This is a genomic window from Streptomyces sioyaensis (assembly GCF_004122735.1).
Taxonomy (GTDB): domain Bacteria; phylum Actinomycetota; class Actinomycetes; order Streptomycetales; family Streptomycetaceae; genus Streptomyces; species Streptomyces sioyaensis.
The window spans coordinates 1-16,391 of sequence record NZ_SDIF01000003.1 but is presented as its reverse complement, the minus strand read 5'-3'; the positions used below and the strand labels follow the sequence as shown (position 1 = coordinate 16,391).

Annotated in this window: 12 protein-coding genes; 6 read left to right on the top strand and 6 right to left on the bottom strand. The window is 72.1% G+C overall.

Annotated elements, in window-relative coordinates:
* Nucleotides 1–7: 7 nt before the first annotated feature.
* On the bottom strand, nt 8–1,924 hold the full coding sequence (locus EST54_RS01560; protein ID WP_129244152.1) for a P-loop NTPase fold protein: 1,917 nt from the start codon (nt 1,922–1,924) through the stop codon (nt 8–10).
* 316 nt (nt 1,925–2,240) lie between these two features.
* Between EST54_RS01560 and EST54_RS01555 the strand changes: the two genes are divergently transcribed.
* Nucleotides 2,241–3,452, top strand: a complete 1,212-nt coding sequence (locus tag EST54_RS01555; protein ID WP_093484886.1) for a pyridoxal phosphate-dependent aminotransferase — start codon at nt 2,241–2,243, stop codon at nt 3,450–3,452.
* Nucleotides 3,453–3,535: 83 nt separating this feature from the next.
* On the top strand, nt 3,536–3,985 hold the full coding sequence (locus EST54_RS01550) for an SCO4983 family protein (protein WP_129244149.1): 450 nt from the start codon (nt 3,536–3,538) through the stop codon (nt 3,983–3,985).
* A 176-nt stretch (nt 3,986–4,161) separates the two neighbouring features.
* Here the strand turns inward: EST54_RS01550 and EST54_RS01545 are convergent, their stop codons facing one another.
* A complete protein-coding gene (locus EST54_RS01545) occupies nt 4,162–5,994 on the bottom strand; it encodes a phosphoenolpyruvate carboxykinase (GTP) (RefSeq protein ID WP_129244146.1) in 1,833 nt (610 codons plus the stop codon).
* Between the two features lie 239 nt (nt 5,995–6,233).
* Between EST54_RS01545 and trhA the strand changes: the two genes are divergently transcribed.
* Nucleotides 6,234–6,950 carry a PAQR family membrane homeostasis protein TrhA gene (gene trhA / locus EST54_RS01540; protein ID WP_129244143.1) on the top strand — a complete coding sequence of 239 codons (717 nt, stop codon included), beginning with the start codon at nt 6,234–6,236 and terminating at the stop codon, nt 6,948–6,950.
* Between the two features lie 181 nt (nt 6,951–7,131).
* A complete protein-coding gene (locus EST54_RS01535; RefSeq protein ID WP_372448200.1) occupies nt 7,132–7,758 on the top strand; it encodes a TetR/AcrR family transcriptional regulator in 627 nt (208 codons plus the stop codon).
* A 123-nt stretch (nt 7,759–7,881) separates the two neighbouring features.
* Here the strand turns inward: EST54_RS01535 and EST54_RS01530 are convergent, their stop codons facing one another.
* Together EST54_RS01530 and EST54_RS01525 are read right to left on the bottom strand one after the other, a co-directional pair.
* Nucleotides 7,882–8,886 (bottom strand): MDR family NADP-dependent oxidoreductase, encoded by a 1,005-nt coding sequence (locus EST54_RS01530; protein ID WP_129244137.1) that lies wholly within the window; start codon nt 8,884–8,886, stop codon nt 7,882–7,884.
* A 65-nt stretch (nt 8,887–8,951) separates the two neighbouring features.
* Nucleotides 8,952–10,988: a thioredoxin domain-containing protein gene (locus tag EST54_RS01525; protein WP_129244134.1), complete on the bottom strand. Its 2,037-nt coding sequence runs from the start codon at nt 10,986–10,988 to the stop codon at nt 8,952–8,954.
* A gap of 146 nt (nt 10,989–11,134) precedes the next feature.
* On the opposite strand from EST54_RS01525, the gene EST54_RS01520 reads away from it, so the two are divergent.
* Nucleotides 11,135–14,401 carry a tetratricopeptide repeat protein gene (locus EST54_RS01520; RefSeq protein WP_129244131.1) on the top strand — a complete coding sequence of 1,089 codons (3,267 nt, stop codon included), beginning with the start codon at nt 11,135–11,137 and terminating at the stop codon, nt 14,399–14,401.
* A gap of 258 nt (nt 14,402–14,659) precedes the next feature.
* Here the strand turns inward: EST54_RS01520 and EST54_RS01515 are convergent, their stop codons facing one another.
* Together EST54_RS01515 and mca are read right to left on the bottom strand one after the other, a co-directional pair.
* Complete coding sequence (locus EST54_RS01515) at nt 14,660–14,908, bottom strand: RAMP4 family protein (RefSeq protein WP_129244128.1); 249 nt, start codon at nt 14,906–14,908, stop codon at nt 14,660–14,662.
* Between the two features lie 4 nt (nt 14,909–14,912).
* A complete protein-coding gene (gene mca / locus EST54_RS01510) occupies nt 14,913–15,785 on the bottom strand; it encodes a mycothiol conjugate amidase Mca (protein ID WP_129244125.1) in 873 nt (290 codons plus the stop codon).
* A 129-nt stretch (nt 15,786–15,914) separates the two neighbouring features.
* On the opposite strand from mca, the gene EST54_RS01505 reads away from it, so the two are divergent.
* Nucleotides 15,915–16,325 (top strand): DUF4307 domain-containing protein, encoded by a 411-nt coding sequence (locus tag EST54_RS01505; RefSeq protein WP_129244121.1) that lies wholly within the window; start codon nt 15,915–15,917, stop codon nt 16,323–16,325.
* Nucleotides 16,326–16,391: the final 66 nt, after the last annotated feature.

Sequence of the window (16,391 nt, the reverse complement as noted above, 5' to 3'; positions counted from 1 at the left end):
CCGAGGGTCAGCCGAACCGCGGATCCGGCCCGGTCAACTGCAGGACCAGCCGTTCGACCTCGGCACTGCTGTTGGTCAGATGGGCCCCCAACTCCTGTGCCACGGAGCGGCGTTCCGGGGTGATCCGTCCGGTGAAGAAGATGACCGGCCCGGTGTAGCGGCCCTCGCGCCGCAGTCGCCCGATATGCTCCAGGCCCTCGCGCGCGTTGGTGCCCCGGCCGATGTCGGAGATGATCAGTGTCGGCCGCTCGACGGCGAGGGCGGCGTCCGCGGCGGCCGAGTCCTCGGCGATCCGCACCACCGCGCCCGCCGCCCGCAGCGGCCCGACCAGCGACTCGTTGTTGCCCGGGAAGTCGTCCACCCACAGGATGTTCATCCCCCGCAGCAGCGCACCGGGCGCCACGGTCCGCGCCGCCGACCGCGCGCCGTATCCGGGCGGCGGCACGGGGGCCGCGGCCGTGACCGCCCCATACGGGGCGGGCTCCGGCTCCACGGCGGCCGGGAGCGCCGCCCCCTCGCGTAATCGCCGCAGCAGCTCCGCGGACCGGTCCAGCGCCACCAGACCGTCGAGCAGCGAGGTGAACTCCTGGTCGGTGACCATCTCCGGGAAGCCGCTGGGCAGTTGGCGCTCCAGCCGGCTCAGGGTCTCCTCCCGCGGGTCCACGTCCAGTTCGGACAGGTCGTGCTCGCGCAGGAAGCGGGTCACCGCGGGCAGCTCCGCCTCCGGGAGCGGATCCGGCGTCCGCAGCAGCCGGCGCACCTCCCGGTACGTGCGGAACTCGGCGATCACATCGCCCGTACCGGCGCACGGGGCACCGGCCACCATCCGGTAGAAGTCGGGGTAGAAGTACTGCAGCAGCAGCGTTCTGACCACCGCCTCGGGCGGGAAGTCGTCCCACATCGGGTTGAGCGTCGCCTCCAGCACGAAGCCGTTCACCAGCCGCTTGATACGGCGCGGGTTACGGGCCGAGCGCTCCGCGAGCAGCGTGGTCAGCCGCTCGTCCAGGAGCTGATCGATACCGGCCCGCCGGGCGCACCGCCCGATGTACTCCCGTACGCCCTGCTGGTCGGCCACCGGAATGCGGTAGCTCGTCTGGAAGATCTTCTCCATGAACGCCGAGGCGGCGGGCGACAGATCGCGCAACAGCCCGTTCGGGGCGAGCGCCGACCGGTCGCAGCCGATGACGAACGCCAGCCCCGGGACGTCCAGCGAGACCTTCACCGCCTCGCAGACCTTGAGCACCACGTCCTCGTGGCAGCGGTCGAGGTCGTCGATGAAGACGACCAGGAGCCGGCGCGGCCGCAGCTCCCCGGTCTGCGACCACTCCTGCACCAGGTCGCCGATCGCCCCGCGCATCTCGTTGCGGGCCTGGGGGCCGACGGACAGGCTCTTCCACAGCTCGTCGACCAGACCGGCCACCCCGAGCGGCCCGGCGGCGACCGTCGTCAGGGCCCGGGCGGCCCGCAGCAGCGCGCGCCGCTCGGAGAGGCGCTGGAGTCCGCGCCGCAGCACCCGCCGGTCGAACCGCATCAGGACGGACTTGATCAGCCCTTCCAGTGCGTCGGTGGCGGTCGAGGTCCAGGCGTTGAACCAGACGGTGTGCACCTCGGGGGCCTGCGCCAGTTCGGCGTCGACCAGCCGCATCAGGGTGCTCTTGCCCATGCCCCAGCCGGCGTCGACGGCGAGCGTGAACGGGGTGGAGTCACGGGAGGCCACCAGCAGCCCGGCGAGCTGGCGCGCGGCCCGTCCGGTGCCCAGCAGATCCGCCGCGGAGTCGGTGACGGGTTCGTCGTTGAGCAGCGCAAAACGGGTGGGAGCCGGGCTGCCGGGCGGGGCGGGAGCGGTGGGGCCCGGCCGGGCGGGGGCCGTGGTGCCGGGCGGGGCGGAAGCGGTGGTGCCGGATCCGGTGGAAGTGCTCGCCATCCTTGGGCCCCCGGTGTCAGCTCGTCGGCGTGCTCGGTGCGCGGTGACCGGCGCGGGCGCACCGGCGGTGCAACGGCCCGGAGCGTACCGCCGGGCGGCCCCCGCCCGTGGCCGTCCACGGAAATCGCCGGCGCCCACCGCATCGGCACTCCCACGGAAATCAGCACTCCCCACGAAAACCGGCCCTCCACGGAAACCGTCGCCCCCCACTCCGCCCCGCCGGCGTCACGGAGCGTGTGCCGAGCCCCCCGCCCTGTGGGTCAACGTGGGGAAAAACACCGAGCGGCCGCGGATACGCGCCCGTAAGGTGGCGGTCATGCAGGTGATCCAGTCAACGAAGCTCGCCAACGTCTGCTACGAGATCCGTGGCCCGGTGCTTGAGGAGGCCATGCGGCTGGAGGCGGCGGGTCACCGCATCCTCAAGCTCAACACCGGCAACCCCGCGGCGTTCGGCTTCGAGTGCCCGCCCGAGATCCTGGAGGACATCCTCCGCACGGTCGGCAGCGCCCACGGCTACGGCGACGCGAAGGGCCTGCTGTCCGCCCGCCGCGCGGTGATGCAGCACTACCAGACCAAGGGCATCGAGCTCTCCGTCGACGACATCTACCTTGGCAACGGCGTCTCCGAGCTGATCCAGATGTCGATGCAGGCGCTGCTGGACGACGGCGACGAGGTACTGGTCCCGGCCCCGGACTACCCGCTGTGGACGGCCTCGGTCTCGCTCTCCGGCGGCACGGCCGTGCACTACCGCTGTGACGAGCAGGCGGACTGGATGCCGGACCTCGCCGACATCGAGCGCAAGGTCACCGACCGCACCAAGGCGATCGTCGTCATCAACCCCAACAACCCCACGGGCGCCGTCTACGACGACGAGCTGCTCCGGGGCATCGCGGAGATCGCCCGCCGGCACAACCTGATCGTCTGCGCCGACGAGATCTACGACAAGATCCTCTACGACGGCGTCACCCACACCCCGTTCGCCGCCCTCGCCCCCGATCTGCTGACCCTGACCTTCAACGGGCTGTCGAAGTCCTACCGGGTGGCGGGCTACCGCAGCGGCTGGATGGCGGTCTGCGGCCCGAAGGCGCACGCCGCCTCGTACATCGAGGGGCTGACGATCCTGGCCAATATGCGGCTGTGCGCCAACATGCCGGCCCAGCACGCGGTGGCCACCGCGCTCGGCGGCCGCCAGTCGATCAACGAGCTGGTGCTGCCCGGCGGCCGGCTGCTGGAGCAGCGCGACACGGCGTACGAGCTGCTCACCCAGATCCCCGGCGTCAGCTGCGTCAAGCCGAAGGGCGCGCTGTACGCCTTCCCGCGGCTGGACCCCAAGGTCTACAAGGTCAAGGACGACCGGCAGATGGTGCTCGATCTGCTCCGCGCCGAGAAGATCATGATCGTCCACGGCACCGGCTTCAACTGGCCCGAGCCGGATCACTTCCGCCTGGTCACCCTGCCCGGCAAGGACGAGCTGACGGATGCCGTCACCCGGATCGGCTCCTTCCTCGACGGTTACGGACAGTACTGACCTACCGCGATTTCTGTACGGACCTCAACTTTAGACAGAGTCCAAGCTAGGATGGCCTCCTGACGCTTTCAGGAGGCCGTCCCATGTACGAACCGATCCGCACCAAGTCGGTCCACACCATGGCCGCCGCCCCGGAGATCCCGCACCGCTCCCGCGAGGAGGAACTGGACATCCGGCTCGCCGGCCAGCTGACCGCGCTGCTCACCGTCACCGATGAGCTCCATGCGCTGGCGACGCGGGCGGACGGCGGCGCGGCGGACGCTCCCGCGCCGGACGGCGCCGCGCTGGCCGCCGCCGCCGAGCTCATCGCCGAGCAGGTCGCGCGGCTGAGCGGCGGCCACTATCCGCTGCGCGCCGAGCCCACCGACGGCACCGCCGCGACCCGGACCGGCGCCCTCCACCAGCGCGCCCACACCCTCGCCGGGAACGCCCTCGCGGTCGCCACGACCCGGAACGACACCGCGGTGATGGCCCTGGCGGCGGACCGGCTGGCGGCGCACGCCGCCCCCCTCCGGGATCTCGCCACGGCCTGAACCCCGCGCCGTACGAACCGGCCGGCGCCCCGCCTCACTCCAGCGGCCCCACCGGTCCCACTGGCTCCACCGGCGGGCGGCCCGATGCCGCCCGGGCCGACGCCTCACCCGAACCGGGGCCCCACACCCACAGGTGCGGGGCCCCGGCCGGACGGTGAGCGGTGTGGGCGGCGTGCCTAGCCCAGCCGCTGGACCAGCGCGCGGTACTCGTCCCACAGCTCCTTCGGCGTGTGGTCACCGAAGGTGTTGAGGTGCTCGGGGATCAGCGCCGCCTCCTCGCGCCACACGTCCTTGTCGACGGTCAGCAGGAAGTCGAGGTCGGCGTCGTCGAGGTCGAGGCCCGTGGTGTCCAGCGCCTCCTTGGTGGGCAGCACGCCGATGGGCGTCTCGACACCCTCGGCCGTGCCCTCCAGCCGCTCGACGATCCACTTGAGCACCCGGCCGTTCTCGCCGAAGCCCGGCCACACGAAGCGGCCCTTGTCGTCCTTGCGGAACCAGTTGACGTAGTAGATCTTCGGCAGCTTGGACTGGCGTCCCTCCCGCGCGGCGTCGCTGCCGACCTTGACCCAATGCCCCATGTAGTCGCCCATGTTGTAGCCGCAGAACGGCAGCATGGCGAACGGGTCGCGGCGCAGCTCGCCGACCTTGCCCTCGGCCGCGGCGGTCTTCTCGCTGGCGACGTTGGCGCCGAGGAAGACGCCGTGCTGCCAGGTCAGCGACTCGGTCACCAGCGGCACGGCACTGGCGCGACGGCCGCCGAAGAGGATGGCCGAGATCGGCACGCCCTTGGGGTCCTCCCACTCGGGCGCGATGATCGGGCACTGGCCGGCCGGGACGGTGAAGCGGGCGTTGGGGTGGGCGGCGGGCGTCTCGGACGCCGGCGTCCAGTCGTTGCCCTTCCAGTCGGTCAGATGGGCGGGCTTCTCCTCCGTCATGCCCTCCCACCACACGTCGCCGTCATCGGTCAGCGCGACGTTGGTGAAGACGGAGTTGCCCCACATCGTCTTCATGGCGTTGGCGTTGGTGTGCTCGCCGGTGCCGGGCGCGACACCGAAGAAGCCGGCCTCGGGGTTGATCGCGTAGAGGCGGCCGTCCTCGCCGAAGCGCATCCAGGCGATGTCGTCGCCGATGGTCTCGACCGTCCAGCCGGAGATCGTGGGCTCCAGCATCGCGAGGTTGGTCTTGCCGCAGGCGCTCGGGAAGGCGGCGGCGACGTACTTGGCCTCGCCCTGCGGCGGCGTGAGCTTGAGGATCAGCATGTGCTCGGCGAGCCAGCCCTCGTCGCGTGCCATGACGGAGGCGATGCGCAGCGCGTAACACTTCTTGCCGAGCAGGGCGTTGCCGCCGTAGCCCGAGCCGTAGGACCAGATCTCGCGGTCCTCGGGGAAGTGCGAGATGTACTTGGTGGAGTTGCACGGCCACGGAACGTCGGCCTCACCCTCGGCCAGCGGGGCGCCGAGCGTGTGCACCGCCTTGACGAAGAAACCGTCCTCGCCGAGCTCGTCGAGCACCGGCCGGCCCATGCGCGTCATGGTGCGCATGGAGACCGCGACGTAGGCGGAGTCGGTGATCTCCACGCCGAGCGCGGAGAGCGGGGAGCCGAGCGGGCCCATGCAGAACGGGACGACGTACATCGTCCGGCCCTTCATCGAGCCGCGGAAGATGCCCTTCTCACCCGTGAAGATCTCCCGCATCTCGGCGGGGGCCTTCCAGTGGTTGGTCGGGCCGGCGTCCGCCTCCTTCTCGGAGCAGATGAAGGTGCGGTCCTCGACGCGCGCCACGTCAGACGGGTCGGAGGCGGCGTAGTACGAGTTGGGGCGCTTGATCGGGTCGAGCTTGGTGAACGTTCCCTTGTCGACGAGCTCCTCGCAGAGCCGCTCGTACTCCGCCTCGGAGCCGTCACACCAGACGACCCGGTCGGGCTGGGTGATCGCTGCGATCTCGTCGACCCAGGCGATGAGTCCCTGGTGACGGGTCGGAATGGTGGGAGCCGCGTTGTCGCGCGCCACGATCGCTCCTAGATGAGGGTCTGGACGGATGTCTACCCGATTTGCCGGGAACATCCGCTTCTTTTGGTTGTTTGCCCCTTGGGGGCTGCGACCCGGATGCTTCGTGACCGCTCATCCGGTGCCGACCGCACTCATTTGATCATCCGACCCCGATAGAGTTCTGTCCAGAGGGCGCCTTGGTGACCGTCACCACTCCGGTACGAATCCGTAACTTACGGTTGCGTAGGTAGCATTACGCCATGAATTCCGCGCCCGACGCCGCCGAGAGCCGACCCCCCTCCGCGCCGCCCGCCATCGCGGCCGTCACCGACGCAGCCACCCCCCTCAAACCCAAACTGCGCGGCTGGCTGCACGCCGGAATGTTCCCCGCCGTCCTGCTCTCCGGCATCGTCCTCACCGCCCTCGCCGACAGCCCCCGCGGCCGCCTGGCCTGCGGCATCTACACGATGTCCGCCTGCCTGCTGTTCGGCGTCAGCGCCCTTTACCACCGCGGCAATTGGGGCCCACGCGCCGACGGCATACTCCGCCGCCTGGATCACGCCAATATCTTCCTGATCATCGCGGGCACCTATACGCCGCTGACGATGCTGCTCGTGCCGGGATCCCGCGGCGAGACCCTGCTCTGGGCGGTCTGGGCGGCCGCCCTGGCCGGCATCCTCTTCCGGGTCTTCTGGGTCGGCGCCCCCCGCTGGCTGTACACCCCCTGCTACATCGCCATGGGCTGGGCCGCCGTCTTCTTCCTGCCCGACTTCCTGCGCACCGGCGGCGTCGCCGTCCTCGTACTCGTCGTCGTCGGCGGCCTGCTCTACAGCGCGGGCGGCGTCATCTACGGCATCAAGCGCCCCAACCCCTCACCCCAGTGGTTCGGCTTCCACGAGGTCTTCCACTCCCTCACCCTGGCGGCCTTCGTCGTGCACTACGTCGGCATCTCACTGGTGGCCTACACCCACGCCTGAAGCCCCACCCTCGAACATCTCGCCACCACCTTTCTCACTGAGAGTAATCACCTTCGCGCCACAGCGTGACACACCCCACTGACAATGGGCAGCGCTCCCCCGGCCCACCGCGGCATGCGCGCGGTGCACGCACCGCCACGGCCGTCGTTCCGGGACCCGGGGATGCCCGACAATGCTGCGCATGGTCTCCGCACGCACCTCTGCCAGCTCACCGCCCGCGACGCCGAAGCTCGGGCTGCGGGAGCGGAAGAAGCTCCAGACCCGGCAGGCGATCCGGCGGGCCGCCTACCGGCTCTTCGCGGAGCAGGGCTACGACGCGACGCCGGTCGACCGGATCGCCGAGGCCGCCGACGTCTCACCGAGCACGGTCTTCCGCTACTTCCCCACCAAGGAAGACATCGTGCTCTCCGTCGAGTACGACGCCGTGCCGGCGGCCGGGCTGCGGGCCCGTCCCGCGGACGAGCCGATGGTCGAGTCGATGCGTCAGGTCACCGTCGAGGCGCTGCGCGGGCTCACCGCGGAGGAGCGCGGCGAACTCGTCCAGCGGGTCCGGCTGATCCGTGAAGTGCCCGCGATCCGGGGCCGTACGGCGGAGAACGCCGCGCGGGACGCCGCGATGCTCGCCGCCGTACTGGCGGAACGCTCCGGCCGTCCGGACGGTGACCTGGAGCTGCGGGTGATCGGTGCGGCGATCCTGGCCGCGCTCCAGGAGGCGATGCTGGCCTGGGTCGAGGGCGGCCAGGACGCCGACCTGGAGGCGCTGATCCACCGGACGATGGACGTACTGGCGCGGGGCCTCACGGTGTAGGGGTGCGGGGCGCGTGGCGGACGGGTCGATCCACAGGTCGGGCCGCGTCCGGCGCGATCTGCTCGAAGTCGTCCATCACCGGCACCTCGTGGGCGGCGTAACCGGCGGCCCCCTGCCGTCACCTCACAACTCCACGACCACGGCGCCCAGATGGCGCCCCTCGGTCAGCTCGCGCAGTGCCCGCGGTGCCTGCTCGATGCCCCGCAGCCGGGCGTGCGGGAAGGTGAGGGAGCCGTCGCGCAGCCCCTCGCCGAACCGCTGGTTCCACTCGGGGATCAGGTCCAGGTGCTCGTACAGGGCGATGCCGCGCAGGGTGATGCTGCGGGCGAGCAGCGAGAGGGTGTCGAGTTCGATGGTGGTCGCGCCCCCGGGGGAGAGCTGGGCGGACAAGGCTCCCACGAGGGCGACCCGGGCGCCCCGGTTGGCGACGGCGAGAGCGGCCCGGAGTTGTTCGCCGCCGACATTGTCGAAGACCGCGTCGAGGCCCTCCGGGGCGGCCGTGCGCAGTTGGTCCTCGATGGGGCCCGCGCCACGGATCACCACCGCGTCATAGCCGAATTCCTTGATCAGCCGGTCCGCCTTCTCCGGCGATCCCGTACTGCCGATGATCCGGGCCGCACCGCGCAGCCGGGCGATCTGGCCCGCCAGGGAGCCCACGCCGCCCGCCGCTCCGGTGATGAACACCGTGTCCCCGGGGCGTACTTCGGCGCCGCGCACCACGCCCATCCAGGCGGTGGGGCCCTGCGAGAGGTGGGCGGCCGGGTCTGGCAGCAGACCGGGGTCGAGCCGGTGCGCCCGGTCGGCGTCCAGCAGGGCGTACTCGCGCCAGCCGGAGTGGTGTGCCACCAGGTCGCCGGGGGTGAAGTCGGTCCCCGGGGCGGCCACCACCTCGCCGACGGCGGCCCCGTACAGCGGCTCGCCGATCTGGTAGGAGGGCATCGGCACCACGCCGGCCTCCTCCATCAGCGTGCGCATCACGGCGGCCACACCCATGACGGTGTTGCGTACCAGCACCTGGCCGGGCCCGGGTTCCGGGACCGGCACCTCCACGATCTCGAAGAGGTCCTCGGTGAGCGGCCCCCGGGGCCGGCCGGCCAGGTGAACTTCACGGTGTGTGCGCTGTGTCATGACCCGAGGCTAGATGCGCCGACCCGAGAGGCTGGTGACGCGCGCGCCAGGGTCGTACCCCGCGCCTACCCCTGAAGCCCTGCCGTCAGCTCCGCCGGGTCCGTGGTCGGCCGTTCGCAGGTGAAGTGGCGGCAGACGTACGCGGCGGGTCGGCCGTCGACCAGGGGGCGGTCCTGGAGGAGCGGCACCTCGTCCGCCCCGGGGGCGCCCGTGGCTACGACCGCCCCCGGGGCGGTAGCGAGCAGCGCGGCGTGGTGCAGTGCGGCGGTGGCCGGATCGTCCGGCGGGCCGACGACCGCGACCTCGCGCGGCCCGTCCAGCGCGGCCTCGGCGACCGCGAGGCCCCAGCCGATGAAGCGCGGGGCCCGGCCGGCGAGCGCGGTGACGATGCCCAGCGCGCGCTCCGCGGCGTCCCGGTGACGGCTGCTGCCGGTCAGCGCCGCGTACGACAGCAGGGCGCCGGCCGCCGCCGTCCACCCGGAGGGCGTCGCGTTGTCGGTCGGGTCCTGGGGGCGGCGGATCAGCGCCTCGGCGTCGGCCGCGGTGTCGTAGAGCGCGCCGTCCTCGGTGGTGAACTGGTGCAGCACGGTGTCCAGGAGGAGGCCCGCGAACTCCACCCAGACGCCCTCCCCGGTGACCGAGGCGAGGGTGAGGAAGCCCTCCGCGACGTCGGCGTAGTCCTCCAGGACACCGGAGTTGGCGCCGGGTGTGCCGTCGCGGGAGGTGCGGTGCAGCCGGGCCTGCCCGTCCATGTGGACGCGGACGAGCAGGTCGGCGGCGTCGGTGGCGGCCTGGATGAGGTCCGGGCGGTCGAAATAGGCGCCGGTCTCGGCGAGCGCGGCGATGGCCAGCCCGTTCCAGCAGGCGACGACCTTGTCGTCCCGGCCGGGGCGCGGCCGCTCCTCGCGCGCCGCGAGGAGCCGCTGCCTGAGGGAAGCCACCCGTTCGGCGTCCACCAGGCCCTCGGTGTCGGGGAGTTGCAGGACCGAGGCGCCCTCCTCGAAGGTGCCTTCCTCGGTGACGCCGAAGTGGGCGGCGGCGAACTCCGCGTCCTCCTCGCCCAGTACGGACCGCAGCTGCCCGGGCGTCCACACGTAGTAGGCACCCTCGGTGTGCCGGCCGGTGCCGTCGTCGCTGTCCGCGTCCAGTGCGGAGGCGAAACCGCCCTGGTCGGTGCGGAGTTCACGGACCATGAAGTCGGCGGTCTCGACGGCGGTCCGGCGGGCCGCCTCCGAGCCGGTGGACCGCCACAGGTGGGCGTAGGTCCGGCACAGCAGGGCGTTGTCGTAGAGCATCTTCTCGAAGTGCGGAACGGTCCAAGTGGCGTCCACCGCGTAGCGCGCGAAGCCCCCGCCGAGCTGGTCGTAGATCCCGCCGCGGGCCATCGCCGCGCACGTCGCCTGCACCATCTCCAGGGCCCCGGCGGAAGCAGTGCGCGCATGGTGGCGGAGCAGGAACTCCAGCACCATGGGCGGCGGGAACTTCGGCGCGCCGCCGAATCCGCCGTGCGCCGCGTCGAATTCGCGGGTCAGGCCCATCAGGGCGGTGTGCAGCTCCTCGGCGCGCGGCGGGCGCCGGTCGGCGGGCAGCGAAGCGCTCAGCGAGCGGCCGGCCAGGTCGGCGACGATCCGGCCGGCGACCTCGCCGACCTCGTCGCGCCGGTCGGCCCAGGCGCTGCGCACCCCCTCCAGGATCTGCCCGAAGGACGGCATGCCGTGGCGGGGCTCGGGCGGGAAGTACGTCCCGAAGTAGAACGGCTCGGCGTCGGGGGTGAGAAAGACGGTCATGGGCCAGCCGCCCTGACCGGTGGCGGCCTGCACGGCCTCCATGTAGACGGCGTCGACGTCCGGGCGCTCCTCCCGGTCGACCTTGACGGCCACGAAGTGGTCGTTGAGCAGCGCGGCGGTGTCCGGGTCCTCGAAGCTTTCGTGCGCCATCACGTGGCACCAGTGGCACGAGCTGTAGCCGACGCTGAGCAGCACGGGCACCCCGCGCCGCCGGGCTTCCTCGAACGCGTCGGCGGACCACGGCCACCAGTCGACGGGGTTGTCGGCGTGCTGGAGCAGATACGGGGAAGTCTCATGGGCCAGGCGGTTCGGCATGGGTCCATCCTCTCCCAACGAGGCACGGTGAGCGGGGAGCGGAGGGAGTTGTCCACAGCCCTGCCGGAAATCGCGCGGACGCGGAACACTGTGCGTACGGCGACGATCACCGCTGGACACTGCAGGAACGCTGGAGGGGGATGAGCATGCCGGGGTCACTGGCCGCGCTGCGCGAGGACCATCGTGCGGAAGCGGAAGCGCTGTTGACCAGGGCCGTCGAGGAGGAGGTACGGCGCTCGGGCGGCCGGCTCGACGGCGGCGCGCTGCTCGGCAGGGCACGGTCCGCGCTGGAGGAGCTGGCCGGCAGCGCCGCCGAGGAGTACACCGCCTACGTCCGGGCGCTGGACGAGGCGGCCGCCGGCCGGCCGTCACTGCCCCGCAAGGAGCTGGGCACCCCGGCGGTGGCGACGGCCGTGGCGGCGGTGGCGGCGTTCGGCACGGACCTCGCGTACGGCACGGGCACGGGGCCGGCGCTGGCCGTGGGGGCCTCCGTGGTGCTGGCGGGCGCGACGGCCACGGTCCTGAAGCTGACCGCGGCCCACCTGCCGGCGGCCAACCGGGAGGCCGGGAAGCGCGGCCGGCCCGGCGGCGCCCAGCAGCTGCGGCTGCAGTGGCTGACGGCGCTGGAAGTGCGCGGCGTCCGGCCGTTCCTGGACCAGCAGCGGATGCTGACGGCGGCGGCCCGCGGCAGCTCGGCGGCCAAGACCGGGGGCGGGCAGAGCGGCCGGGGGCCGCAGTTGCGCGGTGCGGACCGCAGCGCGGCGGCCCGGCAGCGGTCCGTACTGGAGCATTCGTTCTCCCAGCTCCCCAGCCCGGAAGGCGTGTTCGCCGGGCGGCGGGCGGAGCTGACGCAGATCGCGCAGTGGGTGCAGGCGGCCCGTGCGAGCACGGAGACCAAGCCGACGGTGGTGGTGCTGCACGGCGAGCCGGGCTCGGGGCGTACGGCGCTCGCGGTGCGGGCCACCCATCAGCTGCGCGATCAGTTCCGTGGCGCATGTGTGGTGGATCTGCGCAGTGACACCCCCGGCGAGGTGCCGCTGCCGACCCGCGACGCACTGCTGCATCTGCTCAACCGCCTGGGCGCGCCGCGCGAGCAGCTGCTGTTCCGCGAGCGGCCGTCCCAGGAGCAGCACGTCAAACGGCTCACCGAGCTGTACCACCAGCATCTGACGGGCCTTCCGGTGACGGTCCTGCTGGACGACGCCGCGGATCCGGAGCAGGTGCGCACGCTGGTGCCGGAGCGGTCCGACAGCCTGGTGCTGGTCACCTCCCGCGCTCCACTGGACCTGCCCGAGGACCTCCAGGCGTGGGTGCACCAGCTGCCGGTGGGGCCGCTGGACGCGGCGGGCACCGAGGAGTTGCTGCGCGCCACCGCCGCGGCCGGCAACGAGGCCCCGGACGCCTCGGGTCCCTACGACGCACGGGCCCTCGACGAGATCCTTCAACTGTGCGCCGGCCTCCCGCTGGCGCTGCGGGTGGCCGGCTCCTCGCTCGGCCCGCGCACCGCCACCACGCTGGCCGCGGACCTGGCGGCGTACGGGCCGCTGCCGCCGGTCGAGCGCGCCCTGTCGCTGCGCTACTTCGACCAGCCCGAGGCGGCCCGGCGGCTGCTGCGCCGGCTGGCGCTGGTGGGCCGGGCGAGCCTGGGGACGGCGGCCGCGGCCGCCCTGCTGGGGGTGGCGAACGCGGAGGCGGAGCGGCAGCTGACGACGCTGGTCCGGGCGGGGCTGATCGAGCATGTGCGCGGTGAGCGCTACCGCCTGCACGCCCTGGTGCACAGCTTTGCGCACTCCCGGCTGGAGGACGAGGAGGACGCACAGGAGCGCGGCGCGGCCCAGGAGCGGCTGATCCGCGGCTATGCGGAACTGGCCGACTCGGTCATCCGGCTGGTCGACGGCCGCACGTCCACCCGCGCCGACCGCTTCGGCTCCCACGGCTTCACGTCCCTGGACGCGGCCCTCCAGTGGCTGGACGACGAGACCAGCTTCATCACGGCCGCGCTGCGCCATGCCGACCAGGGCGTGGACCAGGCGACGGTCTCGCATCTGCTGGGCGCCCTGGCCGACTACTGCCTGCTGCGCGGAGACCTCTACCGCCTGGGCGAGCTGAGCGAACTGACCCGGGCGGTCGGCCAGGGGCTGCTCTCCCGCTCGGTGCAGTGGCGTACGGGTATCGCGGCCCGGCAACTCGGTGAGCTGGACAAGGCGCGCACGACCCTGGCGTCGGTGGTCGACCTCTACTTCGAGGCCCAGCATCCGGTGGGCGCGGCCCGTGCGCTGCGCGATCTGGGCATCACGCTCCAGCAGCAGGGCAGTCTCGCCGAGGCCTCGGCGAAGCTCCGTGAGGCGCTGGAGCTGCAGTCCGGCCCGGACATGCACGGCGACCGGGCCTGGACACTGCACGCCTTGGCGGCAGTGGAGCGGGACCGGTCGCAGCTCGCCGAGGCCCTCGCCATGCTGCACGAGGCGCTGGAGCTCCATGAGGAGAGCGAGAGCGTGCACGGCCAGGCGTGGGCACACTTCCAGCTCGGCCAGGTGCATCTGCGCCTGGGCGAGGTGCCGGCGGCGGAGCGCGCGCTGCAGGCGGCGATGGAGCTCTACGGCCGGACGCACGACGAGCGCGGCGAGGCCTGGGCGCTGACCCAGCTGGCCCGGGCCCGGCTGGTGGACGGTGATCCGGGGCTCGCGGTGGACCAGCTGCGGCAGGCGCTACCGCTCCACCATCAGCACGAGGACGCCCGCGGTGAGGCCTGGACGATGTACTACCTGGGCCAGGCCCTGGAGGAACGCGGCGAGCCCGATGCGGCGCTGCGCCAGCTGGAGCGGTCGCGGACGATGTTCAGCCGGATGCAGGACGCCTACGGTCTGGCCTGCACCCGGCACGATTCGGGGCGGGTCACCCGTGATCTGCGGGCGGAGCAGACCGGCTCGCTGCGCAACAGCGGCTTCGCCCGGCAACTGCTCCAGGACGCCCGCAAGGACTTCCAGCGGATAGGAGTGCCGCACGGCGAGGCCTGGTCCTGCCTGGAGCTGCTGATCGTCGACGCCGGCAACGGCCGGGCGGCGCAGGCACTGGAGCTGGCCGACGAGGCGGCCCGGCTGTTCGCCGGCTACGGCGACCGGCGCGGCGAGGACTGGGCCCGGTTCCTGCGCTGCACCCTGCTGCCGCTCGCCTCGCCGGGCGGTTCGGTGGTGGGCGCGGCCGTGGCCCAGGAGGAGCTGGCGCAGCTGGTTCGGGAGAAGCACCCGGCCCGCGACGCCAAGCTGGAGGACTGCGCGGAGACGTTCGCACTGCTGCTGGACCGCGGGGTGGAGCCGGAGACGGGGTGGCAGGCATGGCGGCTCGGCATGGTGCCCGGCCGCCACGCGCGCGAGGTCATGGGAGTGAGCGTCACGCCGCCCGGTGACGAGTGACGGCGGCTCCGGCCTGCGCGGTCGACACGGGCCGGCCACCCAGGCGCCCCGAGCCCACCGCTCAGGCACCCGGGCCCGCCGCTCGGGCCCGGCTCGCCCGCGACTCGGGCCCGGCTCGCCGACCACTCGGATCGGCGAGCCGCCGGGCCGGTCAGCCGGCCGTGTCCATCGGCCGGCCGTCGACCGCCACCCGGTCTTCACGGACCACCCGGCCCCGCGGGCCCGGCGGTCCGGCGTTCGGGGCGGGTGGCCCCGCCGTCAGCCGGTCTTCGGCTCGGGCGCCTGCGCGGCAGAGGCCGTGCCGCCGGCCTCGCCGCCCTGGGGCTGCTCCTCGAAGTCCACCTTCTTCATGTGCTTGGTCATGGACTTCATCAGCAGCCACACGGCGCCGCCGATGACCGCGAAGACGATGAAGCCGAGGACGCCGGGCGTCACCTTGTCCTTGTCGAAGCTGTCGGCAAGGGTGACGAAGTGCGTCAGGGCGAGGGTGCTGGTCGCGCTCATCATGGGCTCAATTGTTGCGGATGCCCGCGAAGAGGTCGTCCTCGGGGAGGGAAGTGTCCACGAGCGACTTCGCGAGCTCGTACTCCTCCGTCGGCCAGACCTCGCGCTGGATGTCCATCGGCACCCGGAACCACCCGCCGTCGGGGTCGATCTGGGTGGCGTGGGCGATCAGCGCCTTGTCACGGATCTCGAAGAAGTCGTCGCACGGGATGTACGTGGTCAGCGTGCGCTCGCGCTGCTCGAACTGCTTCCAGCGCTCCAGCCACTCGCCGTACGGCGAGTCCATGCCGCGCGCCAGCAGCGCTTCGTGCAGCGCGATGGTGCGCGGCTTGTTGAAGCCCTGGTTGTAGTAGAGCTTCTGGGGCTGCCAGGGCTCGCCGGCGTCCGGATACTTCTCCGGGTCACCGGCCGCCTCGAAGGCCACCATCGTGATCTTGTGGGTCATGATGTGGTCCGGGTGCGGATAGCCGCCGTTCTCGTCGTACGTCGTGATGACCTGCGGCTTGAACGTCCGGATCAGCCGGACCAGGGGCTCCGCGGCCGTTTCGACGGGCTGCAGCGCGAAGCAGCCCTCGGGCAGCGCCGGCAGCGGGTCGCCCTCGGGCAGCCCGGAGTCGACGAAGCCGAGCCACTCCTGCTTGACGCCCAGGATCTCCCGGGCCTCGTCCATCTCCTTCTTCCGTACCTCGTGGATGTTCTCCTCGATGTACGGATCGCCCTGGAGTTTGGGGTTGAGGATGGAGCCTCGCTCACCGCCTGTGCAGGTGGCGACCAGCACGTCCACCCCCTCGGACACGTACTTGGCCATGGTGGCCGCACCCTTGCTCGACTCGTCGTCGGGGTGGGCATGGACCGCCATCAATCGCAACTGCTCAGTCAAGACTCGATCCTCAGTGAAGAGCTGGAGAAGATGCCTCCTATAGTGACCGAAGCGGGGGGCGCTGTATTCCCTGGGGCGGGGACCCCCCGGGGGTTGTGGGTTCCGGTCCCCCGAGCAGGAGAATTGATCATGACCGCGGTGCGTGAACGGCTCCCCGAAGGACGCTACGGCCGCTCCGCGGACGCGCGCGCGGACCGCAAGCTCAAGATCATCGGCAGTGTGCTCGGCGTCGCGCTGCTGGGGGTGATCGCCTGGTGCGGCATCTCGTACATCTCCGGTCAGGACCTCAGCGGCCGGGTGATCACCTGGGACGCGGTCTCCGATCACGCCGTCAAGGTCCATCTGGAAGTCGTCAAGGACGCGGACGCCAAGGGTGTGTGCACGCTGCGCTCACAGGCCGAGGACGGCAGCGAGGTCGGCCGCAAGGACGTCACCGTCGATCAGCGCGCGGGCCAGGTGGACACCGAGGTCACGCTGCGTACGACGAAGCGTGCGACCAACGCCGTACTCGTCGGCTGCACGGCCTCCGGCAAGGGCTGACCCTCCCCCGACCGCCGGCACCCGGCTCACCCGCCGCCACCGCACCCCCGGCCGACAGCCCCACCC

Coding starts and splice junctions, on each gene's coding strand:
- EST54_RS01555 (WP_093484886.1), top strand. CDS start 2,241: ATGCAGGTGATCCAGTCAACGAAGCTCGCCAACGTCTGCTACGAGATC.
- EST54_RS01560 (WP_129244152.1), bottom strand. CDS start 1,924: ATGGCGAGCACTTCCACCGGATCCGGCACCACCGCTTCCGCCCCGCCC.
- EST54_RS01505 (WP_129244121.1), top strand. CDS start 15,915: ATGACCGCGGTGCGTGAACGGCTCCCCGAAGGACGCTACGGCCGCTCC.
- trhA (WP_129244143.1), top strand. CDS start 6,234: ATGAATTCCGCGCCCGACGCCGCCGAGAGCCGACCCCCCTCCGCGCCG.
- EST54_RS01515 (WP_129244128.1), bottom strand. CDS start 14,908: ATGATGAGCGCGACCAGCACCCTCGCCCTGACGCACTTCGTCACCCTT.
- EST54_RS01530 (WP_129244137.1), bottom strand. CDS start 8,886: ATGACACAGCGCACACACCGTGAAGTTCACCTGGCCGGCCGGCCCCGG.
- EST54_RS01520 (WP_129244131.1), top strand. CDS start 11,135: ATGCCGGGGTCACTGGCCGCGCTGCGCGAGGACCATCGTGCGGAAGCG.
- EST54_RS01535 (WP_372448200.1), top strand. CDS start 7,132: ATGGTCTCCGCACGCACCTCTGCCAGCTCACCGCCCGCGACGCCGAAG.
- EST54_RS01525 (WP_129244134.1), bottom strand. CDS start 10,988: ATGCCGAACCGCCTGGCCCATGAGACTTCCCCGTATCTGCTCCAGCAC.
- EST54_RS01550 (WP_129244149.1), top strand. CDS start 3,536: ATGTACGAACCGATCCGCACCAAGTCGGTCCACACCATGGCCGCCGCC.